Annotated in this window: 20 protein-coding genes and 1 pseudogene; 12 read left to right on the top strand and 9 right to left on the bottom strand. The window is 39.8% G+C overall.

Annotated elements, in window-relative coordinates:
• Window positions 1-194: 194 nt before the first annotated feature.
• The 4 genes from HMPREF1139_RS10080 to HMPREF1139_RS10065 are packed head-to-tail and all read right to left on the bottom strand — an operon-like array spanning window position 195 to window position 2,939.
• Window positions 195-2,057 (bottom strand): primosomal protein N', encoded by a 1,863-nt coding sequence (locus tag HMPREF1139_RS10080; protein WP_009651335.1) that lies wholly within the window; start codon window positions 2,055-2,057, stop codon window positions 195-197.
• A gap of 2 nt (window positions 2,058-2,059) precedes the next feature.
• The gene (locus tag HMPREF1139_RS10075) at window positions 2,060-2,485 is read right to left on the bottom strand and encodes a type II secretion system protein (protein WP_009651484.1); all 426 of its coding nucleotides are present in this window, start codon (window positions 2,483-2,485) and stop codon (window positions 2,060-2,062) included.
• Complete coding sequence (locus HMPREF1139_RS10070; protein WP_009651364.1) at window positions 2,482-2,706, bottom strand: hypothetical protein; 225 nt, start codon at window positions 2,704-2,706, stop codon at window positions 2,482-2,484. Before HMPREF1139_RS10070 ends, HMPREF1139_RS10075 begins: the two co-directional genes overlap by 4 nt.
• Window positions 2,706-2,939, bottom strand: coding sequence for a hypothetical protein (locus HMPREF1139_RS10065; RefSeq protein ID WP_009651195.1), 234 nt, complete (start codon window positions 2,937-2,939; stop codon window positions 2,706-2,708). Before HMPREF1139_RS10065 ends, HMPREF1139_RS10070 begins: the two co-directional genes overlap by 1 nt.
• 130 nt (window positions 2,940-3,069) lie before the next feature.
• On the opposite strand from HMPREF1139_RS10065, the gene uvrB reads away from it, so the two are divergent.
• The gene (gene uvrB, locus HMPREF1139_RS10060; RefSeq protein WP_009651281.1) at window positions 3,070-5,049 is read left to right on the top strand and encodes an excinuclease ABC subunit UvrB; all 1,980 of its coding nucleotides are present in this window, start codon (window positions 3,070-3,072) and stop codon (window positions 5,047-5,049) included.
• A gap of 250 nt (window positions 5,050-5,299) precedes the next feature.
• Here the strand turns inward: uvrB and HMPREF1139_RS10055 are convergent, their stop codons facing one another.
• The 5 genes and pseudogenes from HMPREF1139_RS10055 to HMPREF1139_RS10040 form a co-directional block, all read right to left on the bottom strand.
• Window positions 5,300-5,803, bottom strand: coding sequence for a hypothetical protein (locus tag HMPREF1139_RS10055; RefSeq protein WP_009651205.1), 504 nt, complete (start codon window positions 5,801-5,803; stop codon window positions 5,300-5,302).
• A gap of 203 nt (window positions 5,804-6,006) precedes the next feature.
• Window positions 6,007-6,567, bottom strand: a pseudogene (locus HMPREF1139_RS11925) (suppressor of fused domain protein).
• A gap of 10 nt (window positions 6,568-6,577) precedes the next feature.
• Window positions 6,578-6,709, bottom strand: coding sequence for a hypothetical protein (locus HMPREF1139_RS12005; protein ID WP_009651241.1), 132 nt, complete (start codon window positions 6,707-6,709; stop codon window positions 6,578-6,580).
• 3 nt (window positions 6,710-6,712) lie between these two features.
• Complete coding sequence (locus tag HMPREF1139_RS10045) at window positions 6,713-7,093, bottom strand: DMP19 family protein (RefSeq protein WP_009651105.1); 381 nt, start codon at window positions 7,091-7,093, stop codon at window positions 6,713-6,715.
• A 158-nt stretch (window positions 7,094-7,251) separates the two neighbouring features.
• Entirely contained in the window at window positions 7,252-9,282 is a 2,031-nt protein-coding gene (locus HMPREF1139_RS10040) for a hypothetical protein (protein ID WP_009651421.1), read from the bottom strand.
• A gap of 170 nt (window positions 9,283-9,452) precedes the next feature.
• Between HMPREF1139_RS10040 and groES the strand changes: the two genes are divergently transcribed.
• From groES to asnB, 11 genes are all read left to right on the top strand, one after another.
• On the top strand, window positions 9,453-9,713 hold the full coding sequence (gene groES, locus HMPREF1139_RS10035) for a co-chaperone GroES (RefSeq protein WP_009651340.1): 261 nt from the start codon (window positions 9,453-9,455) through the stop codon (window positions 9,711-9,713).
• 23 nt (window positions 9,714-9,736) lie between these two features.
• On the top strand, window positions 9,737-11,371 hold the full coding sequence (groL, locus tag HMPREF1139_RS10030; RefSeq protein WP_009651280.1) for a chaperonin GroEL: 1,635 nt from the start codon (window positions 9,737-9,739) through the stop codon (window positions 11,369-11,371).
• A gap of 168 nt (window positions 11,372-11,539) precedes the next feature.
• A complete protein-coding gene (locus tag HMPREF1139_RS10025; RefSeq protein WP_009651214.1) occupies window positions 11,540-12,910 on the top strand; it encodes a phosphomannomutase/phosphoglucomutase in 1,371 nt (456 codons plus the stop codon).
• Window positions 12,911-12,915: 5 nt separating this feature from the next.
• Window positions 12,916-14,055 (top strand): non-hydrolyzing UDP-N-acetylglucosamine 2-epimerase, encoded by a 1,140-nt coding sequence (wecB, locus tag HMPREF1139_RS10020; protein WP_009651495.1) that lies wholly within the window; start codon window positions 12,916-12,918, stop codon window positions 14,053-14,055.
• Window positions 14,055-15,260: a UDP-N-acetyl-D-mannosamine dehydrogenase gene (gene wecC, locus HMPREF1139_RS10015; RefSeq protein WP_009651258.1), complete on the top strand. Its 1,206-nt coding sequence runs from the start codon at window positions 14,055-14,057 to the stop codon at window positions 15,258-15,260. Before wecB ends, wecC begins: the two co-directional genes overlap by 1 nt.
• On the top strand, window positions 15,257-17,056 hold the full coding sequence (locus HMPREF1139_RS10010) for a methyltransferase domain-containing protein (RefSeq protein WP_009651125.1): 1,800 nt from the start codon (window positions 15,257-15,259) through the stop codon (window positions 17,054-17,056). The genes wecC and HMPREF1139_RS10010 overlap by 4 nt, the downstream gene beginning before the upstream one ends.
• Window positions 17,056-18,348, top strand: a complete 1,293-nt coding sequence (gene aepX / locus HMPREF1139_RS10005; protein ID WP_009651412.1) for a phosphoenolpyruvate mutase — start codon at window positions 17,056-17,058, stop codon at window positions 18,346-18,348. The genes HMPREF1139_RS10010 and aepX overlap by 1 nt, the downstream gene beginning before the upstream one ends.
• Entirely contained in the window at window positions 18,345-19,421 is a 1,077-nt protein-coding gene (locus HMPREF1139_RS10000; protein WP_034966495.1) for a thiamine pyrophosphate-dependent enzyme, read from the top strand. Before aepX ends, HMPREF1139_RS10000 begins: the two co-directional genes overlap by 4 nt.
• On the top strand, window positions 19,414-20,484 hold the full coding sequence (locus tag HMPREF1139_RS09995; RefSeq protein WP_009651426.1) for a phosphonoacetaldehyde reductase: 1,071 nt from the start codon (window positions 19,414-19,416) through the stop codon (window positions 20,482-20,484). Before HMPREF1139_RS10000 ends, HMPREF1139_RS09995 begins: the two co-directional genes overlap by 8 nt.
• Window positions 20,485-20,493: 9 nt before the next feature.
• The gene (locus HMPREF1139_RS09990) at window positions 20,494-21,234 is read left to right on the top strand and encodes a CDP-alcohol phosphatidyltransferase family protein (protein ID WP_009651372.1); all 741 of its coding nucleotides are present in this window, start codon (window positions 20,494-20,496) and stop codon (window positions 21,232-21,234) included.
• Between the two features lie 13 nt (window positions 21,235-21,247).
• Entirely contained in the window at window positions 21,248-23,182 is a 1,935-nt protein-coding gene (gene asnB / locus HMPREF1139_RS09985) for an asparagine synthase (glutamine-hydrolyzing) (RefSeq protein ID WP_227898193.1), read from the top strand.

The following is a 23,182-nucleotide window of genomic DNA, read 5'->3' as shown; positions in this document are numbered from 1 at the left end:
AAAATTTCCTTGAAACGCTGTTCGCGTCTGTGCTAGGTCGCTCCTGGAGTGAGCAGGGTTTTTGCTTCGCTTCGTTCGCAACTGCAAAGCAGAAGCGAAGCTGGTGTCAATACTTTACTATAATAGAGCCATAAAATTTTTTAGCTCTGTTTTAAAAAAAGTGAATTCTAAATGCCCCGGCACAAGCACTGAATTTAGCTGAAATTTACCGGGTCGATGTCGATATCTGTAAATTCGCTCGCGCAAAGATCCGCCGCCATCAAAAGCGGGACGTGGGAGCTGGCGCGCAGTAAAATTTCGTAGCGAAATTTCGAGCCCAAGTATTCGATAGCACATTTGCCGTATCCTACGATGCAAAGCTTCGTTTTTTGCTCTAAAATTTTGATCTTGGCGAGCGACTCGTTCATCGCGTTTTTCGCCGTAGCATCGTTTTTGTGAGAGATGACGATACGAAGCAGGCGCATAAACGGCGGGTAAAGCCCCTGCCTAAAAGGCAACTCGTCGCTTAAAAATTTATCGTAGTTTTCGATATAATTTTCAAAAAATTCTCGCGTCCTACTTTGAACCAGCACGCGGCCGACGCCGTTTCTGCCGGTCCTGCCTGCCACTTGCATGGCTAAAGCCAAGGTCTTTTCGCGCGCCCTGAAGTCAGGATAGTTCAAAAGCTCGTCCACGCCCATTATCACGGCGAGCCCGACGCTGTGGTAGTCGTGGCCTTTGCTTAGCATCTGCGTGCCTACTAATATGTCGATCTTACCGTCGTTAAATTCCTTCAGCGCTCGCACGAGCTTGTTTTGCGTCGTTATCTCGTCGCGATCAAATTTTGCGATGCGAGCGTTTGCAAATTCGCCCTGAAGCTGCTCTAGAAGCTCGCTGGTGCCGATCTTTTTGGCTTCGATCATTTCGCTGCCGCATTTGTCACAAGTTTTTGGTACGGGCATTTTATACTCGCAGTATTGGCATTTTAATACGTTTTGCTTTTTATAAAAGCTCATGCCGACGCTACAAAACGGGCATTTTATCGTCTCGCCGCAGTTTTTGCAGACTAGGTATTTGAAATTTGCCCTTGTCGGCAGGCAGATGACGGCTTGTTTTTTGCTTGCTAGACAAAGTTCGATCTCGCGTTTTAGGCTTTGGCTAAGCCCGGTCTCGCTTTCGTCAAAGATGTATATCTTTTGGGATCTAAAAAACGTCCCTCTTAGGCGAAAAATGTCTTGTTTGTGAAAGCTCGTGAGGCTTGGCGTCGCGCTTCCGAGCACTACTCCGATGTCGAATTTCGAGGACAAAAAGAGCGCCAGGTCTCTTGCGTTGTAATGCGGCCTAGAGCCCGTGTTTTTGTAGCTATCGTCGTGCTCCTCGTCGACTATGATCAGCTTTAGGCGCGTCAATGGCAAAAAGAGCGCCGAGCGCGCACCGGCTATTAGCAAGACCTTGCCGTTTGCGATATTTGCTAAAATTTCGCCCTTTTTTTTGGCGGTTATCTTTGAATGCCAGATCGCTACTGCCTCGCCAAAAAAGCCTTCCAAGCGCTTTTGCATCTGCGGCGTGAGCGAGATTTCAGGCATCAAAAATAGCGCTTGATCGCCGCTGTTTAAGACCTCTCGTATCTTGCTTATATAAACTTCGCTTTTGCCGCTTCCCGTGTCGCCAAAAAGCAGCCCCGTTTTGTGAGAATTTATAAAAGCAAGTGCGTTTTGCTGGGCTTCATTTAGTTGCGGGGCGGCTGTGAAATTCGCTGGATTTCGCTCTTTTTGCTCGCAAACGAGGCTCAAATCTTCAGGCTCGAAAAGCCCTAACGCCAGGCCAAGCTCGCAGGTGTAGTAGTGCGCGATGAAATTTGCCATCTGGGCTTGTGCCGGAGTGAGCCTGATATCTAAAATTTCTAAAATTTCAAGCGTTTTGAAATTTGGCTTTTCGCACTCTTTTATCACGTAGCCTATCGCTTGCTTTTTGTTTAGCGGCACGCTGACGGCTCTAAAAATCTCGATCTTTTGGCTTGAATGATAGGTGAGGGGGGCTAAATTTAGCCCGTTAAAAGCGATCTCGTAATAAAACATACCTATTGCATTTTGTCGCACAGACTACCGCTCGTGCAGTTGAATGCGCCGTTAGTAGGATCGTAGGTGAAATTTGCCGTTTCTCTGCCAAGAGTGAGTGTGTATGTGTTAGCGCCCGTTTTGTGCCAGCCGTTTTTGCCGACTCCTGCGTCTCTTACGCCTAGGTTCGTGACTCCGACGAACAGGCTCGCGCCGTTATCTCCTAGGTTTGCGGGATAGCCCGGGTTTCCTGATAGCAAGCTGTCATTATACGCCAGTGAAATTCCGCTTTGAACGGCGATCATTTGGGCTCTTGCGTTTGCCAGGCTCGCATCGTCTCTCGTAAAAAACAGCTTTGGCAGCGCGACTCCGGCTAAGATACCCAGTATGACGATGACGAAAACCAGCTCTATCATCGTAAATGCGGCTTTTTTCATTGTATTTTTCATTTTAAAGCTTTTTCGACGTCTTTTATGACGTTTTTTACTGCACGTTCGTTCGTGTGGCTTTCGTAGCATTTCTCGATGAAGGCGTTTAGAAGCTCCTTTGGCTCGATGAATTTACGTCCGCCCATAAATTTCTGCCAGTCACGCTCGAAAATTTCCGCAAAATCATCCTCTAAAGTGATGGTGTAGTCACGAGATGAGATCGTAAGCGTGATTTGTTTCATTATTTTCCAAGCACTGCTTCGATTTTCTTAAGAACGTCGTCGGCTTCGCTATTTTTCTTGTCAAGGTCCTCTTCAAGGCGCATTATTTGGTTACTTTTGGCCTCATTTTGCGCTTTTAGCGTTACGATTTGATTGTGCAGCTCTTCGTTCGTTTTGCAAAGCTCTTCGTATTTTGCGATGAGGTCGTTTACCTTGCCTGTAAGGGTGCTTAAAACCGCGCTATCTTCTAACATTTTGATCCTTTAAATTTGGTAGTGAAGCCATATTCTAGCACGCACAGGCTAAATTCTTTTTAAAATTTCAAGGTTTGACAAAGGGGCGGCGTTTGATATAAAATTTAGCCATTAAATTTAAAGGCAAAATGTGAGTAAATTTGAAATTTCGTCCAAATTTAGCCCCAGTCCCGATCAGGCTAGGGCGATAGAAAATATCGTAAAAAGCATAAAAAGCGGCAACAAATACAACACCCTGCTTGGCGTCACGGGCAGCGGCAAGACCTTCACGATGGCAAACGTGATCCGTGAGCTAAACATGCCAACACTCATCATGACGCACAACAAATCCCTCGCCGCGCAGCTTTATAGCGAATTTAAGGGCTTTTTCCCGAGCAATCACGTGGAGTATTTCATCAGCTACTACGACTACTATCAGCCAGAGGCCTACATACCGCGCAGCGACCTATACATCGAAAAGGACAGCTCCGTAAATGAGGAGCTCGAGCGCATGCGACTAAGTGCGACGGCAAGCTTGCTTAGCTTTAACGACGTGATCTGCGTGGCCTCGGTGTCGGCAAACTACGGCTTAGGCAACCCTAGCGAATACCAAGGCATGGTCGCCTACCTAAACGTCGGCGAGCGGCTAAATCAGCGAAATTTGCTCACGAAGCTAGTCGATATGGGCTACAAGCGAAACGACGCTTATTTTGACCGCGGTGACTTTCGCGTAAATGGCGACGTGGTCGATATTTATCCGGCGTATTACAACGACGAAGCCCTGCGCGTCGAATTTTTTGGCGATGAGATCGAAGTGATGTATCATTTTGACGTGCTGGATAACAAAAAGCTAAAAGATGTCGGTAAATTTACGCTTTACGCCACGAGTCAGTTTATCGTGGGTGCGGATCGCCTAAAAGTCGCGATAAAAGACATCGAAAAGGAGCTGGACGAGCGACTAGCAGAATTTAACGCTACGGGCAAGCTAGTGGAGGCTCAACGCCTAAAACAGCGCGTGGAATTTGATCTGGAAATGATGAGTAGTACGGGCATGTGCAAAGGTATCGAAAACTATGCGCGCCATCTCACGGGACAAAAGCCCGGCGAGACGCCCTATTCGATGTTTGATTATTTCGAGCTACTTAACAGCGGCGAATATCTGGTCATCGTCGATGAGAGTCACGTTAGCTTGCCGCAGTTTCGCGGCATGTATGCAGGAGACCGCAGCCGCAAGGAAGTACTCGTAGAATACGGCTTTCGCCTGCCAAGCGCGCTTGATAACCGCCCGTTAAAATTTGATGAATTTATCAACAAAAAGGCGAAATTTCTTTTCGTCTCGGCGACGCCAAATGAGCTCGAGCTAAATTTAAGTAGCGGACACGTGTATGAGCAAATTTTGCGTCCGACGGGACTGCTTGATCCGCTCATCGAGATAAAAGACAGCGACAATCAGGTTGAAATTTTATTTGACGAGGCAAAAAAGGTCATCGAGCGAAACGAGCGTGTGCTGGTGACGGTGCTAACCAAAAAAATGGCGGAGGAGCTAAGCCGCTACTACACCGAGCTTGGCGTCAAGGTCAAATATATGCATTCAGACATCGACGCCATCGAGCGAAACGAGATCATTAGAGGGCTTCGCGGTGGCGACTTTGATATGCTCATCGGTATAAATTTGCTGCGTGAGGGGCTTGACCTGCCAGAAGTGAGTCTCATAGCCATCATGGACGCCGATAAGGAGGGCTTTTTACGCTCGACGACGAGTCTCATACAAACGATGGGGCGGGCGGCCAGAAATGTCAATGGTCGCGTGCTGATGTTTGCCAAAAAGATCACAAAATCTATGCAAGAGGCGATGGATACGACGAATGCGCGCCGAAAGCTGCAAGATGAATACAACAAAGCCAACGGCATAACGCCACGCTCAGCCAGTCGAAATATCGAAGAGAGTCTGCATATCGAGGATGAGGGCGAGACCTACCGCAAAGCAAAAAATTTAGAAAAGATGCCAGCCGCCGAGCGAGCCAAGATCGTAAAAGAGCTACGAAAACAGATGCTCGAAGCCGCCGCGCAGCTAGAATTTGAAAAGGCTGCGGCGCTAAGGGATGAGATAGCCAAGATTAGGAAATTGTAAATTTGGGCTTTGTTTTAAAAGGTGCTGTTTGATCACTTTTTAGCGTAGTAAATAAAACAAGCGGCGAGATAATGCTTTCGCGTTTTGCTGCCGCTTGATAACAATATTGCCTCATGTTTATAAAATTGAAGTGTAATAAACGGCGCTGTCCGGCTAACGGCTATATCGATCTTTACCTAAAGTGTCGTATCGCAATATGTATATTCGAGTGTTTCCATATCTTTTTTCTTTAAATACGGAAACTGTTATTCTAGCCGTTAGCCAACCCGTCAACAGTAAATCCCATTTCTTTAAGCGCGGCGGCTTTTTCTCTTTGAGCCTCGACAGTACCGCTTTTTAACCACGCTTCATCTAAAATATAACTTTCAGGATAGCCGTCGTAATAACATCCTAAAAAGTTCGGAATATGTTCGTGTCTATTAAAAATATGCTCTATCATACCGGCTTTTACCAAAGCGATAAAATGTTCTTTGCCGCATTCATATATATTCCCGTCTTGCCTAAATATTCTATGCTGCCGTAAAAACAATGCCGGATTAAAGTTTGCATAGTTTGCTCTTTTGGGAGCCTGCCATCGCTTGGTATCTTTGGGAGCAGGCGAAGGCAATACCTTTTCCCAAATACCGCGTTTTACAGGAAAGCTATTGCAAACGATATAGAGGCGGTAGGGTATTTTTTCTAAAACCTGCTCGCTCGGCTTTCCCTCAAAGGGAGCGTAAATACCGTAACAATCTTTTTCCGACAAGCCGTGCATAATAGGTTTTACTACCGCCTTCTATTTTATACACTGCGCCTAATTCATATCTTGCCATAAAAATTCTCCTTAAAACCGAACGAACCTTATTTATTGTTTATATTTTCATAAAATTTTGCAAGACTACCGATTTTCTCATCGGGTCTAAATAATTGCCCAATCGCCCTACGAGCACTGCCAAATTCGATGATAAATTTCTAAATTTAGACGACTGACTTCCTATCAAGGTCGAAAATATCCGTTTCACGCTCCTCAAGCAGCGTCTCCAGCGCGTCAAGTCCAAATTTAGCTTTATACTCAAGCTCATTTTGCGCGATCGGCACGGCGAGCACAAATCGAACCGCTTCGCCGCCCGCTGTAAAGCCACGCAGCTTATCCTCCCATAAATAAGGTTCGGTAAATAAAACGTGCTTCATCTCCTTGTTCGGGTGATACATCTGCACTAATGTATCAAAAGTATTTCCGCAAGCGCACTTTCAGCCGTTTTTTATCACAAAAAAGGCGCAGGTGCTTAGGATATTGGGCACGAAGTCAAATTCGCGCCGTCCGCTCATCAATATCTCATACCGCCTGCCATCTATTTCGCACCCCGATAACCCGATCGTGGAGTAAAACATCACTTCGGCGTCTGTGGGGTCGGGGCAGCTTAAAATGTCGATGCTGTTTTTGCCCTCGTCATCGACGTATCCCGTAACGCGCGTATCTATGCCAAGTATCGGTGCAAGCTTTTTAAAAAGCTCCTTTTGTCTGATTGTCGGCGCCATTTTCGCTCCTTTATTTTGTGGTGTCGCCCCAAGAGACGCAATAATTGAGAAAAACGCGCTCGCTGGCATAGCTTAAAGCGATCACATCGGTGTCATATTTGCCGCCGTTTATGATAGACATTTTCTCATCGGTAATTTTCATTTCTCACTCCGTATCCACCATGCCGTCAAATAAAAATTTTTCGGCGTTTGCTTTGATGTAGCTTAGCATTTTGGGATAAATTTCAAGCTTGTAAAATTCATCATTAAGCGCGTCTATTTTCTCCCAAGTTTCGTCGCTAAAATTTTCCATCTCCGCCCAGCGTGTCTTGCGATCAAGCGAGGGAAACACGCCGTAGCACTCTATGACGCGCTCTATCACGCCCACCGCTTCATCGCAATCCATTTGCTTCAAGCCCTCCAAAGCGTCCTTTAAAACGATGCCAGTCGAGTTGTCAAAAAACTGCTCGAAGCCGCCGTTACCAACCTCCGCTATCAGCCACTCCGCGGCAAAGACATATCGCTGCTCGCGCGAAAAAGGCTGCAATGTGCGCTCGTAAATCTCGTAACTATCATAAATATCGGCGCTAAACTAAACAGGCTCTATCACGTCAAAATAGTTATCCTCGTTTAAATTTTCTATCGTCTTTTTCGTGATGACGATGTGTTTTTGCACCATTTTCGCTCCTTTTGTCGCATCTGTTTTCAAAATAAATTTTTAAGTAGCCCTTTTACCGCGTCTTTCGTGCTGTTTGTGGAGTTGCTGTCACCGCCCAGCTTTTTGTCTAAAAATCTACCGATCTCCTTTTCCACCTTGCCTTTTAGATAGTTCGAGCTGACCGAGTATTTGGGGTCCCCAGCGGTGCCGGTGACATCGATCTTGGCGTCAGTTTTTTCATATCTGAAATCGATCGGGATATTTATAGCTGAATTTACCGTATTATAGGTGCCTTTTGTCACGTTTATATCGCTTCTTTGCGCACTCATTTTGGCTGCGAAATTTATCATATTTTTATCTATCGTGCCGTTTATCACGCCGTTTTTGTAAATTTCAGTCGTTATGTCACGCCCGCTTAGCATTTTTATGGTATTCGTGAAATTTGAAGCGACCAGCCTGCCTTCGTTGATGTCGATATTAAATTTTCCTTGCTGCGAGGCGATGTCGTAGTCTAGCTTCCCGTCGCCCACTCCGTCGTAGACATGGTCGATGCCCAGCATTTGGCTGAGTCCTTTAAATGTGAAATTTTGTAAAACAGCGTTTAGGTCGTTGTTTTTTAGCTTGGCGTCAAATTTGCCGTTCATCAAATTTTGCGAGGTTATCTCGGCGGTCAAATTTTCGCCTTGTTTGGCGGCCGTCACGTTTGCGTTTAAAGCGCCGTGTAGCTGTCTGCCGGTGACAAAGGCGAGTTTTTTAAGATCAGGCACGCTTGCGTCAAATTTTACGTTTGCTGCGCCGCTACTCATGTCAAAATTTCCTTTTATATTTTTTAGATCAGCCAGGCTAGAAGCTAGCTCTGCGGTGAAATTTGCCACGCTTTGTGCGATCTTTATATCGGAATTTAGCTCAAATTTCGTGCCTGTTGGGAAGTCTTTACCAAGGATCTGGCTCATCGCTTTTTCATAAATTTTGCCGCCGCTTAGCTTCACACTGGCATTGCCGTTTAAATTTTTCGTATCAAGTGAGCTTAAATTTGCGCTAATATCGATATTTGCGTTTACTAACGGCTTTTGACCCACCAGCAAAAACAAGTCCTTTAGCATACCGTTTTTAAAATTCGCATTTAGCTTTTCATCTTTTAGTTTTGCGCTAAGATTACCGCCAAGTGCCGTTCCGGCGATGTTTAGCTCGATTAGTTTGGTATTTGCGGCCTTAATGTCGCCATTTAAATTTACCGCTCCATTTAGCTTTTGTCCCACGATGCTTTCAAATTTAGCCAGATCGTCGATATTTACGTTAAAGTCGCTTTCAAGCGATTTTTTGCTTATATCGTAGATAGTTTTGTTTGCGCTGACAGTCGCGACGGACGAGACAAAAAGACTCTTTGCGGTCGCCACAAAGCCGTCGATATCGGCCGTCGTCGCACCTTTAAAGGTGAAATTTTTAGGCAAAGTGACATTGAGATCCTTTGCTATCAAGGCGTCGTTTGCGACTCCCTCGTAGATCAAAATTTCAGCCGTTCCCTTAGGCTTGCCATTTTGTTCTTTGACATTTGCGACTATATCGACCTTGCCGCTTGCATAGGCTGGCTTTGCAAGCAATGCCAATGCCTCATCGATATTTAAATTTTTAGCATTTAGCTCGATGGTCGTAGGATTTTGATCCTTTAAATTTGCTATGAAATTTATATTTGAGCCAAGCGCTTTGCCCGCGCCGTTTGCGTCAAAGTCACTGAATCTGCCCTTTATCTGACCGCTTAGATCGATAGGCTGACGTAAATTTAGGTTCGCCGATTTTAGATCGTTTGCGGTTATGTTATAGATAAGGTCTAAATTTTGTGTGAATATCGAGAGGCCGCCGGAGATATTTGCCGTGATCTCGCCATTTATCTTTGCGCTTATATCGACGCTTGTAAGACCGAGCTTAAATTTAGTGAATTCAAGTTTGACACCTTTTTCGAGAGCGATTTTTTGTGCGTAGGAGGCGATCATATCGTTACCAAAGCCGCTAAAAATGAACCCGGTGGCACAAATAGCCAGTATAAGCAGAACTCCGAGCGCATAAGCTAAAATTTTCATATTGGCTCCTTTAAATTTAGTTTTATTTGTCATATAACTTGAGTATGATATACTAAAGTTTTTAATAAATTTTATATAAATTATTGACTTTTATATAAAAAGATGCTAATATTTCATCACTCAAAAATAAAGAGTGCTAAAAAATGAAAATTAAACCAAAAGGATGAACAATGAATTTTCAACCATTAGGCAAGCGCGTTCTAGTCGAGCGTGTGGAAGAGACAAAAACCACAGCATCAGGCATCATTATACCTGACAATGCAAAAGAAAAACCTTTAAGCGGCGAAGTAAAAGCTGTCGGCCCTGAGGTAGAGGGTGTAAAAACCGGTGATAAAGTCGTTTTTGCAAAATACGGCGGGACTGAGATAAACCTCGATGATAAAACATATCTTGTTTTAAACATTGACGATGTTTTGGGTGTGATAAAATAATTTAAATTTAAAAGGAAAAGACGATGGCAAAAGAAATTTTTTATTCAGACGATGCTAGAAACCGCCTATACGAGGGCGTAAGGAAGCTAAACGATGCAGTCAAAGTAACTATGGGACCAAGAGGTAGAAACGTCCTGATCCAAAAAAGCTTTGGCGCTCCTAGTATAACAAAAGACGGCGTTAGCGTAGCAAAAGAGGTTGAGCTAAAGGACACTATAGAAAATATGGGTGCAAGCCTAGTCCGCGAAGTAGCAAGCAAGACTAACGATCAAGCGGGTGACGGAACTACGACTGCGACCGTTTTGGCTCATGCGATATTTAAAGAGGGGCTTAGAAACGTTACAGCAGGTGCAAATCCGATCGAAGTAAAACGTGGCATGGATAAAGAGGTCGCGGCGTTGATAGACGAGCTAAAAAATATCGCTAAAAAGGTCTCAGGCTCAAAAGAAATCGCGCAGATCGCTACTATCTCGGCAAATTCTGACGAGAGTATCGGCAAGCTGATAGCTGATGCGATGGAGAAAGTCGGTAAAGACGGCGTAATCACCGTAGAAGAGGCTAAATCTATCGAGGATGAACTAAACGTTGTCGAGGGCATGCAGTTTGACCGCGGATATTTGAGTCCATATTTCATCACAAATGCCGAGAAAATGCAGGTCGAGCTAAGCAATCCATTTATCTTGCTCTTTGATAAGAAGATCACAAATTTAAAAGATCTGCTCCCTGTGCTAGAGCAAATTCAAAAGACCGGCAAACCGCTTTTGATAGTCGCTGAGGACATCGAGGGCGAGGCTCTTGCTACTTTGGTGGTAAATAAACTTCGCGGCGTGCTAAACATCTCTGCCGTTAAAGCTCCTGGTTTTGGCGACCGCAGAAAAGCTATGCTGGAAGATATAGCTATATTAACAGGTGGTGAAGTCATCAGCGAAGAGCTAGGCAGAACGCTAGAGAGCGCTACTTTAGAAGATCTCGGTCAAGCATCAAGCGTAGTGATCGATAAGGACAACACGACTATCGTAAACGGTGCTGGTGAAAAATCGGCAATCGATGCAAGGATCAATCAAATAAAAGCGCAAATCGCCGAAACTACGAGTGATTATGACAAAGAAAAGCTTCAAGAGCGTTTAGCAAAACTAAGCGGCGGCGTAGCTGTCATAAAAGTAGGTGCTGCGACAGAGACAGAGATGAAAGAGAAAAAAGACCGCGTAGATGACGCTCTAAGTGCGACTCGTGCGGCGGTAGAAGAGGGTATAGTCGTTGGCGGCGGTTCGGCGCTGATCCTTGCCTCAAAACGCGTAAAACTAGATCTAAGCGGTGACGAAGCGATAGGTGCCGAGATCGTCAGAAGGGCGTTACGCGCTCCACTTCGCCAAATCGCTGAAAACGCGGGATTTGACGCTGGGGTGGTAACGAATGCCGTAGAGGTAAGCAGCGATGTGAATTACGGATTTAACGCAGTTAGCGGCGAATATGTAAATATGTTTGAAGCCGGCATCATCGATCCGGTAAAAGTCGAGCGTGTAGCACTTCAAAATGCCGTATCTGTGGCAAGCTTACTGTTAACGACAGAAGCCACCATCAGCGAGCTAAAAGAAGACAAGCCAATGCCTGCGATGCCTGATATGGGTGGAATGGGTGGTATGGGCGGAATGATGTAATACGCCTGATCTAGCCCATCGCCCGGTGGGCTAGATTAAAATTTGTTACGAAGTTACTCAAAGTTACTCAAAAATCAAAAAAAAAAAAACGATTTAACTTTTACTGCTTTTTAATATTCTTTTTTATATTATATGATTTAATTTTTGGGGGATAATTAAAATTTAGCTATGAAATATGATGAAATTTTTAGAGAATATGATATACGTGGAATTTATGAAAAAGATCTGAATGAAACAAGCGTGAAGGCGATCGGCTTAGCGCTTGGTGAAAAAATGAAAGAGCGCGGTGTAAAGACGCTAAGTATCGGTCATGATGCTAGACTAAGTGCCGGCGATCTTTTTAAATTTTTACTAAGCGGGCTAAATAAAGCTGGCGGGATAAAGATTTACGATATAGGTCTACTGCCGACGCCGGTCGGATATTTTAGCGTTTATGCCGATTATTTCGATGCAAACATAATGATAACCGGCTCTCATAACCCAAAAGAATACAATGGCTTTAAAATAACAATAAAAAAGGATAGTTTTTTTGGCCAAGATCTGCAGAAACTAAAATTTGATGTGAATGAAATAATCGCTAGCGAGGTCAAAATTTCAGATGATTTTAGTTGTGAAAAATTTGATACTTTAACACCTTACGTACAATTTTTTGTTAAAGAATTTAGCGAACTAAGAAATTTCAAGCAGCCTTTTATCATCGACTGCGCAAATGGCGCTATGGGCGTTAGTGTCGTGCCTATCATAAAGTCGCTTGGACTAAACGCTAAAATTTTATACTCCGAGCCTGACGGGAATTTCCCAAATCACCACCCAGACCCTAGCGAAAAAGAAAATTTAAAAGATATTTTTGAATGCATAGAAAAAAAAGAGTGCAGTCTTGGTTTTGGCTTTGACGGAGACGGCGATAGGATCGCTGTGATCACCCCTAAGCGAAACATAAAAGGTGACGAGCTTGCATACTTGTATGCGCTAAATATGAAAAATCCGCGAGTACTGGGTGAGGTCAAATGCTCACAAAATATGTATGACGAGATCGCTAAGATCGGCGAGGTTTTCATGGGTAAAACTGGGCATAGCAATATAAAAAAGATGATGAAAGAGCTAAATGTCGATCTCGCCGCTGAAGTGAGCGGACATATATTTTTTAAGGAGCGATATTTTGGCTTTGATGATGCGCTTTATGCTATGATGCGTGTACTGGAGCTCGTGCATAAAGGCTTTAATCTAGACGGTGAGCTTGATAAAATGCCTCCGGTTTTTAGTACCGATGAGATAAAAATAAAAGTTAGTGAAGAAAATAAATTTAAGATAATAGAAGAGCTAAAAAATCGCATAAAAAATGGCGAATGCGAGCTACCTAAAATTTTAAATATTATCGAGATAGACGGCATCAGGATACAGTTTGAAGATGGCTGGGCACTCGTGCGAGCCTCAAATACGACACCAGTGATCGTGACTAGGTTTGAGGCGAAGAGTGAGGAATTTTTAGTTCTAATTCAAAAAAATATTAATAATATTATAAAAAATTTAATCGGATAGTCTAAATGCCCAAAAAAGTTATGTTTATCTTCGGGACTCGTCCCGAAGCCATAAAAATGGCGCCGCTTATCAAAAAATTTGAGAAAAATTCGGACGCTTTTGATATAAAAATTTGTATCACCGCTCAGCACAGACAGATGCTAGATCAAATTTTAGAGCTTTTTGATATAAGCCCCGACTTCGATCTAAACGTGATGCAGCCGGGGCAAGATCTCTATGACATCACTTCTCGCGTGATACTGGGGCTTAGAGACGTTTTTAGTCGCTATCAGCCCGACATCGTGCTCGTGCATGGCGACACATCGACAAGCGCAGTCGCTGCGCTCGCGGCATTTTATGCGAAGATAAAAGTAGGACACGTCGAGGCGGGACTACGCACGCATGATATTTACTCTCCCTATCCGGAGGAGGCGAATAGGCAAATAGTCGGCGTGCTAGCGAATTTTCACTTCGCCCCGACGCAAAAGGCAAGGCAAAATTTACTCACAGAGGGTAAAAGCGAAAAAAATATCATCGTGACCGGCAACACCGTCATTGACGCGCTATTTTTGACACTTGAACGGATAAAGAACGACGAGCGAGTGAGAAATAAAATAGAAAAAAATATAAATTTGCAGTATAAATTTGATGGCAGTCGGGAATTTATATTGGTTACCGGGCACAGGAGGGAAAATTTCGGCGAAGGGCTTTTAAATATCTGCAAAGCGCTAAAAGCGATTGCCAAAAACTACCCGAACATCGACATCGTCTATCCCGTGCATCTAAATCCAAACGTCCAAAAGCCGGTAAATGAAATTTTATCAAACATCCCGAACATCCATCTCATAAAGCCGCTGGAATACGAAAGCTTTTTATATCTGATGAGCAGGGCTAAATTTATCATCACCGATAGCGGCGGCATCCAAGAAGAAGCCCCGAGCCTAGGCAAGCCGGTGCTGGTGATGAGAGAGACGACCGAGCGACCGGAAGCCTTCGAAGCTGGTGTGGTAAAGCTCGTGGGAACGAATTTTGAAAAGATAACAAGCGAGGCTAGGCAGTTACTGGACGACGAAAACGAATACCGCAAGATGTCCGTCTCGCAAAATCCCTACGGCGACGGCAAGGCGTCCGAGCGGATAGTAGAATTTTTAAAAGGAAATTTGTGATGAATAGAAAAATTTGCATTATCGGGCTTGGATATATCGGGCTTCCGACGGCTGCACTTTTGGCGAGTAAGGGTTATGATGTGCATGGCGTCGATGTTTCAAGCGAGGTCGTAGAGACGATAAACGGCGGCAGAATTCACATCGTCGAGCCCGAGCTTGATCTCTTTGTAAAGGCTGCCGTCACAAGCGGCAGGCTAAAAGCGGACACGAAGCCAAAATTTGCAGACATCTTCATCATCGCCGTGCCTACGCCTTTTAAAAATGACTATGAGCCGAATTTAGACTATGTTGAAGCGGCGGCAAAAAGCATAGCACCTTTTGTAAAGAGCGGAAATATCGTCATTTTAGAATCGACTTCGCCCGTGGGGACGACCGAGCTCGTCAAAAAAAGGGTAGAGGAGTGCGGCACGGATACGAGCGGGGTTTATTTCGCGCATTGTCCGGAGCGCGTGCTACCCGGTAAGATCATGAAAGAGCTCGTAAATAACGATAGGATCGTGGGCGGGCTTAGTGACGGAGCGACAAAAAAAACATCCGAGTTTTATAAAACTTTCGTAAATGGCGAGGTGCTGCAAACGGACGCCAGAACAGCCGAGATGTCAAAGCTGGTCGAAAATTCGTTTAGAGACGTAAATATCGCGTTTGCAAACGAGCTTAGCATGATATGCGATAAATTTAATATCGATGTTTGGGAGTTAATCAGGCTCGCCAATAGGCATCCGCGCGTAAATATTTTAAGCCCGGGATGTGGTGTGGGCGGGCACTGCATCGCAGTCGATCCGTGGTTTATCGTCCATGCGGCAAAGAACGAGGCGAGACTCATAAAAACTAGCCGCGAAGTAAATAATTACAAAACAAAATGGGCGATAGAAAAGATAAAAAATGCCGCACTAGAATTTGAAAATAAAAATCGCAAAAAGGCGAAAATCGCTTGTATGGGACTTGCATTTAAACCAAATATCGATGATTTACGTGAGTCACCCGCACTTTTTATTGCGAAGGAACTATCAAGTGCGGGCTTTGATGTGCTGGCGGTCGAGCCAAATATCAAAACGCACAAAGAACTGGAAATCGTAAATTTTAAAGACGCCGTAGTACAGGCTGATATAGTCGTGTTTTTAGTCGCGCATAAGGAATTTAAAGAAATTTATGCCTCAATAAAAGATCGATATGTAATTGACTTTGCTGGACTTATTAACGTATGAAAAATATAAAAATAAGACTAAGAAAAATTAAATTTTTGCTCCAATCGGTTTTTAAAAATTTTAGTAGTTTATTGCTATTTTTTAAATACATTAGAAATGAAGATATATATGAAAATAATAAACATATACTGTTGGCGGCAAATTGGCTATTAAAGGCTCAAGAGACTGGGGGCGATGATGGATATTCTCGGGGATTTTATCTTTATAAAAGTGGTTGGGATAAAAGCTATATAGAGACCACCGGCTATATTATTCCTACCATGCTTGAAGTATATGAAAAAACAAAAGATGAAAGATATTATGAATCTGCTTATAAGGCTGGTATATGGTTACTTGGCGTTCAAAAAGATAATGGCGCATTTACTGATATAGATAATGACATAGAGCTAGTTTTTGATACCGGTCAAGTTTTGTATGGGCTGATAGCGTTATATGAAAATGAAAAAATAGATAAGGATAGTAAGGAAAAATTTAAAATAGCTTCGTATAAGGCTTGCGAATGGTTATGCTCTGTGCAAGATATTGATGGGAGTTGGACTGCATATGGCTTTAATAAAATTCCGCATTCTTATTATTCGAGAGTGGCATCTATATTATACAAGGCAGGATGTGTATTTAAAAATGATGAATTTAAAAAATGTGCAGATAAAAATATATCATGGGTTTTATCTCGTCAAAAAGAAAATGGCTTTTTTGATAATTTAAAATTTCAAGCAGATGAAGAAAATGTATTACATACTATGATATACGTATTAGAGGGCTTGTTTGATTACTATACTTATACGCAAAGAGCCGATATATTAGACTCTTTACTGAAAAATACTAATGTATTAAAAGAAATAAATATAAACAAAGAACTTTTACTATCGTCTCAATATAATGATAAATTCGAATCTGTAAATAATGAGAGATGCATTACTGGGTTGGCGCAATGGGCAAATTTATCATTTAAACTATATGAACTAACCAAAGATGACGAGTATTTGTTATGTGCTAGGAAAACGCTTTATTATATTAAATCAAAACAGTTTAAAGAAGGCAATGATTTAATGGGATCTTTACCTGGTTCTGTGCCATTTTGGGGAGTTTATGCTCCATTTAGTGCAGTAAATTGGAGTGTTAAATTTTTTATAGATGCTCTTTTGCAGAGCAATAAATATAAATTTTCACTAATAGAAGACAGCAATCTATGGATAGGCGAATGTTTTAAATTTAATAATGATGTTGTAGATACAAAGCTTACCTATACTGCACAAAATTATATTAAAATTTTAAGCAAATACATAAAGGATAGTCACAATATACTAGACCTTGGCTGTGGTAAAGGAAAGTATATAAATATATTTAATAGTAAATTTGAAAATAAAAATATTGTCGGTATAGACCCGTACTACTATAATGATAAAAATATCTTTATTGGAGATACATATACTATCAATAGCAATATAAAATTTGATCTTATATACTGCATAGAAGTTTTACAACATGTCAAATATATAGATGTTGCAATAGATAATATCAAAAATAATCTAGTTGAAAAAAATGGAATGCTTATAATATGCGATCGAAATCCTATATCTGTGATTGGCTTTTTGAAGTCTATTTGGGAATTTAGAGGAAAGTGGATGTATTCGTTTGATAGTCCATTTATAGAGAAGTGGTATACGATCGATAGGTGGAAACAAATGCTTGCCAAGCACGACTTTACAGTGTATAAAACATATGCCTTCTGTTCTAGGGGTGGTATTAGGTCTATGATGAATAGATATAGCGTGATTATCGCAAGGAGAAAGTAATGAATAAAAAAGTTTATGTAGGAATGAGTGCAGATTTACTACATCCTGGTCATATAAATATATTAAAAATAGCATCAGGATACGGAGATGTGATAGTTGGACTGCTGACAGATCAGGCTATAGCTAGTTATAAAAGACTTCCTTATATGACTTTTGAGCAAAGAAAAGCAGTCGTAGAAAATATAAAAGGCGTTAAGGAGGTAATTGCGCAAGAGACGCTTGATTACAGGGCAAATTTAGAAAAGATTAAGCCAGATTTTGTAGTCCATGGAAATGACTGGAAAAATGGAGTGCAGTCTAAAACCAGGGAACAAGTTATCGAAACTATCTCGAAATGGGGAGGTGTGCTTATAGAGCCAGAATATACCGATGGCATATCATCTACACTTTTGAATAAAGCTTTAAAAGAGATTGGCACAACCCCAGATATTAGGCGAAAAGCATTAAGAAGGCTTATAGATGCTAGGCCGGTGGTTAGGATAATGGAAGCACATAGTGCTTTAAGTGGGTTGATAGTAGAAAATATAGTTGGTGATAATGGTGTATATTATGATGGGATGTGGAGTAGCTCTTTAACAGACTCTACATCAAAAGGTAAGCCAGATATAGAAGCTGTTGATATAACAAGCAGAACAAATACATTAAATGAAATTTTTGAGGTTACCACAAAGCCTATGATCTATGATGCAGATACTGGGGGTATAGCAGAGCATTTTGTTTATACGGTCAGGACATTAGAAAGACTGGGTGTTAGTGCTGTGATAATTGAAGACAAGATAGGATTAAAGAAAAATTCTCTTTTTGGAAATGATGTGGTTCAGTCGCAAGACAGCATTGAAAATTTCTCAGATAAAATACAAATGGGCAAAAGAGCAAAGATAACTGATGAGTTTATGATTATAGCAAGGATAGAAAGCTTAATCTTGGATAAGGGTATGGATGATGCGGTCAATAGGGCAAAGGCTTATATAAAGGCTGGTGCAGACGGCATTATGATACATTCAAGAAAAAAAGAACCTGATGAGATATTGCAGTTTTGTAAAATTTTAAGGGAGCATAATAACTCTATCCCGATAGTTGTAGTGCCAACATCCTTTAACCAAATAACCGCTACGCAGCTGAGCAAGGCCGGTGTAAATATAGTTATTTATGCAAATCATATGCTACGTGCTGCATATCCAGGCATGAAAAATGTTGCAAAATCTATCCTTGATAATGATAGAAGTTTAGAGACTGAAAAAGATCTGTTGTCTATAAAAGAGATATTAGATCTTATACCAGGTACTAGATGATGGCATTAGATACTAAGAATTTTATAAAATCTTTAATATTAAAAGATTATACGCACGTCTGTGTTGTGCCGTGTAGCTTTGCAAAATATCCAATAAACGAAGCTATAAATAATCCAAAAATAGAGTACGTCCCATGCGCTAGTGAAGCAGTGGCTTGCTCTGTAGCTGCTGGGCTTAAAATATCTGGTAAAAAGCCTATTGTTATAATCCAATCAAGTGGTTTAACAAACATGGGGAGCTGCATAACTAGCCTTTTAAAGCCATATAATATTACTTTTCCTATATTGACTAGTTGGAGGACATATAAAGAGGGTGACAGTGAGATACAGCATCAACATTTAGCCAAAAAACTTCCAGATCTAATAAATGCGTATGGATATGATTATGTAGTGTTAGATCAAGATGATATTGATAGTGCTATTTCGCAAATAGAATTTTGCAATAACACACAAACTATATGTATAATAAAAAAGGATACATTTACTAAAATTTTATTAGATGAAGAATATAGATTAAGCCTAAACTATGCCCCTAGAAGTCAATTTTTGATAGTACTAAATGAAATGTTTGGGCATTCGGATATGATTTTTATAGGAACTACTGGGAATACTGCCAGAGAGATGTATAATATAATGAAAGATACTAAAAATTTTTATATGGTAGGAAATATGGGTGGTGCATTAAGTATCGGGCTTGGTGTTGCAAAAGCAGGTAAAAAGGCTATTGTATGTGGAGGAGATGCTGAATTTGTTATGCATATGGGTGGGCTAAGTACTACTGGAAGATATGCAAAAGAGATTGATTTAACTTATATTTTATTTGATAACGAACAAAATAAATCAACAGGTGGGCAAAATACATATCAAAAACATATTGATTATACTTTGATAGCAAAAGCATGCGGTTTTAATGTGCATCAAGAGGTTGTTTCGTCGGTTAAAAATTTTAGTCAAGCTATGCTTGAATTATCACAAAAATATGGACTAAATTTTTTACATGTAAAGTGCGGTGTTGATGATGAGATGCCAAGACCACCATATGAAGCTGTAAGGGTGAATAAAATTTATGAATAATTCTTTTTCATATTATATGCCGACAAAAATAGTATTTGGAATAAATAAATTTGATGATCTGCCAAGTTATATTAATAATGAAAGAGTAATAGTTGTAACATCAAATGGGTTTATCAAAAGAGGACTTAAAGATCGTCTTGAATCTTTAATAGGAGATAACGTAGTAAAAATTTTTACTGACGTAAAATCTCATCCAGAATTTAAAGATTTGGAAAAGATATATAATGAAATACATAAAAATGAATTTGATATGATTTTAGCTATTGGTGGCGGGAGTATTATTGATGCATCTAAATTTTTTAGTATTTACAACTATACAAAAGAGGCTAAATTTGTAACAAATTTAATTAAAAATAATAATAAAGCAGATGAATACTCGCATATCCCGCTAATTTGTATCCCGACTACGGCTGGTACTGGAAGTGAGATAACGCCATGGGCAACTATTTGGGATATGAATGAAAAGAAAAAGTATTCACTTCATTTGCCAGAGCTTTTTAGTAAAGTAGCTATATATGATCCGCTTTTAACTATAAGCGTTCCCAGAGATATCACAATACAAACCGGACTTGACGCCTTATCTCATTCTTTTGAGTCTATATGGAATAAAAACTCAAACGAGATAACTATCAACTACGCCATAAAAGCATCAAAACTAATCATGAAATATTTACCAAAACTAATAGATGATTTAGAAAATATAGAGTATAGAACTGAAATTTTAAAAGCTTGTATGTATGCTGGGCTTGCTTTTTCTAATACACAAACAGCCTTAGCTCATGCTATGAGTTACTATATAACCACTCATAAAGGCATTCCTCACGGTATAGCTTGCAGTTTCACTCTTCCTTATTTAGTTGATAAAGTGATAGGTAAATATAAATTTATAGATAATGCGTTAAAAGAGATTTTTGAAGAGTTGTCATCTGAGACACTAAGAAAGATGTTTCAAAAGCTTGGTATATCTGTAAAATTTGAGGATTACGGCATAGATGAAGTAGAAATGCAAGGCCTTTTGGATAATATAAAAAATAACCCGCGGGCATCCAACTCACTTATTTAGGATATAAAAATGCAAAAGCCAAAAAGAAGAAAATTTAGACAAGAAACAGTAATACATAGCTACATAGTAAGACCTCTTGCACAAGAATTTGTTATGGCGATATGGAATACAAATATAACGCCAAATCAAGTAACACTTTTTAGATCTATAATAGCAGTCTTTTATCTTTTGCTTTTTATGTATGGGTCGGCTATTTCTTTTATCGTTGCGATAGTCTTATTTGAAATTGCTGAAATTTTAGATCATGCAGATGGAATGCTTGCTAGACTTAAAAATCAATGTTCCAAGTTAGGACAATATTATGAATATATCACTGATGAGCTTTTTGCAGCGGAATACGGACCTCTTGGATTTAGTGTTGCATATGGTGCATTTGTTTTTTCTTCCGATGTTATTTTTATTTATTTAAGCATGGCTTGCATCATGCTCTACTATTTCGTAGAGTATTTTAGGAAAATAGCAAATAGTGTAGATAAAAAAATGGGGGGGGGTACAAAAGTGGTAACCACTGTGGAGCATGATCATGAGGATATGTTACGCATTATTGGTGTGCCTTTAAAGCAAGGGATAGTAAATTTAATAAAGACTATTTATATATGGAGAAATCAATTATTGTTTCTTGGGCTTTTTTACTTGATATTTTTTGGTAAATTTTTACTTATTCTTGTATTTTGTATATATATAATCTCTTATTTGCGTGAAATATTTAAGGCATTAAGGAGTGGTTATTTGATTTGGTCTAAAATTTAGGAGAGTATTGGTAGTGTGTGGGATTGTTGGAATTATAAATAAAAATAAAAAACCTGTTAAAAAATATATATTATTTAAAACCATAGAATGCATACGTTATAGGGGGCCAGATGATAGCTCATTGGTTGCTTTTTTGGATAATAAATTTACTTATTTAGATAGTGTATCGCAAGATGCGGAGGTAAAATTTGACTTTTTTATGGGGCATGCGAGGCTCAGCATACTTGATTTGTCTTCAAAGGGAAGACAGCCATTTACAGCTAATGATCTAAATGATAGATACTGGATAGTTTTTAATGGAGAAATTTATAACTATATAGAGTTAAGACAACAGCTTATTGATCTAGGTTTTGAATTTTACACAGATACAGATACAGAAGTTGTGCTAAAAGCCTATATAAAATGGGGAGAGGCTGTTTGGTCTATGCTTAATGGCATGTGGTCTATTGTTATATACGATATAAAGACAAAAAATATAGTTATTAGTAGAGATAGGATCGGGGAAAAACCACTTTATTATTTTGAGGATAATAATTTTATTATTTTTTCTTCTGAAATAAAGCAAATGTTGCCAGTAGTTGATTTAACAGAAAATACATTAGAAACTCATGCGATATTGCTTAATGATTCTAGCGGATATACAAAATATACTTCATTTAACAACGTCTTTAAATTTCCATCGTCTCATTTTATTGAGACAAATATTTATGATTTCAAATTTGATTTTAAGCGATACTGGGAATTAGGATATGACCATGAGCACGTTTATGATAGGGTTGATAATAAAAAACTGATGGAATATAGTCATGAATTTTATGATATTTTATATGATGCGGTGAAAATAAGGCTTAGAAGCGATGTTGATGTATCTATTACCTTGTCTGGTGGGCTAGATAGCAATACAATTTATCACATAATGAAAGAGCTACTTGGTGGCACAAAGCCTATTAATGTATTTAGTTCAGTTTTTGATGATAAAAATTTAAGCGACATAGATGAAAGTAAAGATATACAAGAAGCTCTAAAAAATACTAATTTTAATTACAATCCAATTATTACTGATTATAATGATTTAGATCTTTTTTTATCAGTTTATAGAGAAAAGACTTGGGCATATGATGCACCAGTTCCTAGTATCGGTTTTAGTGGATATAGCGTTTATAAAAGGATAAAAGAATCAAATATTAAAGTAGTGCTTGAAGGGCAGGGTGCTGATGAGCTTTTATCAGGATATACAGATAACTGGTTTAACTTTTTTAGAGTTTTTAAATTTTATAAGATTTTAGAAGCCCAAAGATACGTAAGTGGCGATATAAAGAAGTTAAAAACTATACTGAAAGGAGTGCTTTCAAATTCTATTTTGTCTAATTTTACATTTGAAACTCTATATAAAAAGATACTAAAAAAACATACAGATATGTTTAATATTGAACTATCAAATGAGCTTTTTGAATATATGTTGTATAGAAATAACTTTGAACGCAGATATAGAGCTAATCAAGAATATAATTTGAATGATGCTATTATTTATTCTTTACAAGATGGCTTACCATATTTGCTTTATACGGGTGATAGAGACTCTATGATGTTTTCTGTTGAGTCAAGATTGCCATACCTTGATTTTAGATTACTCGAATTTGTTGTTAATTTACCAGAAAATTATAAAATGCATAATGGTTTTACAAAATTTATATCCAGATATTCGTTTATTGGAAAGATACCTGATAAAATTTTATGGAATAAGAAAAAGTTACCATATCCGGATGCATCGTATTATTATGCTAGTACAAATAAAGAGCTTAACAAATTTATAATTAGCATACTACAAAACTATGACAGCAAGATGAATTATGGTCAAATAATCAAAAATGACTATAAAAGTGTTGAAAAGATATTGTCATATATATTTTTTAAAGAGCAATTTTTTAATGAAAGGGTCGATTTGTAA

This window comes from Campylobacter sp. FOBRC14 (assembly GCF_000287855.1).
Classification (GTDB): domain Bacteria; phylum Campylobacterota; class Campylobacteria; order Campylobacterales; family Campylobacteraceae; genus Campylobacter_A; species Campylobacter_A curvus.
The sequence above is the reverse complement of the archived record's forward strand: the minus strand, read 5'-3'. Positions and strand labels throughout refer to the sequence as shown.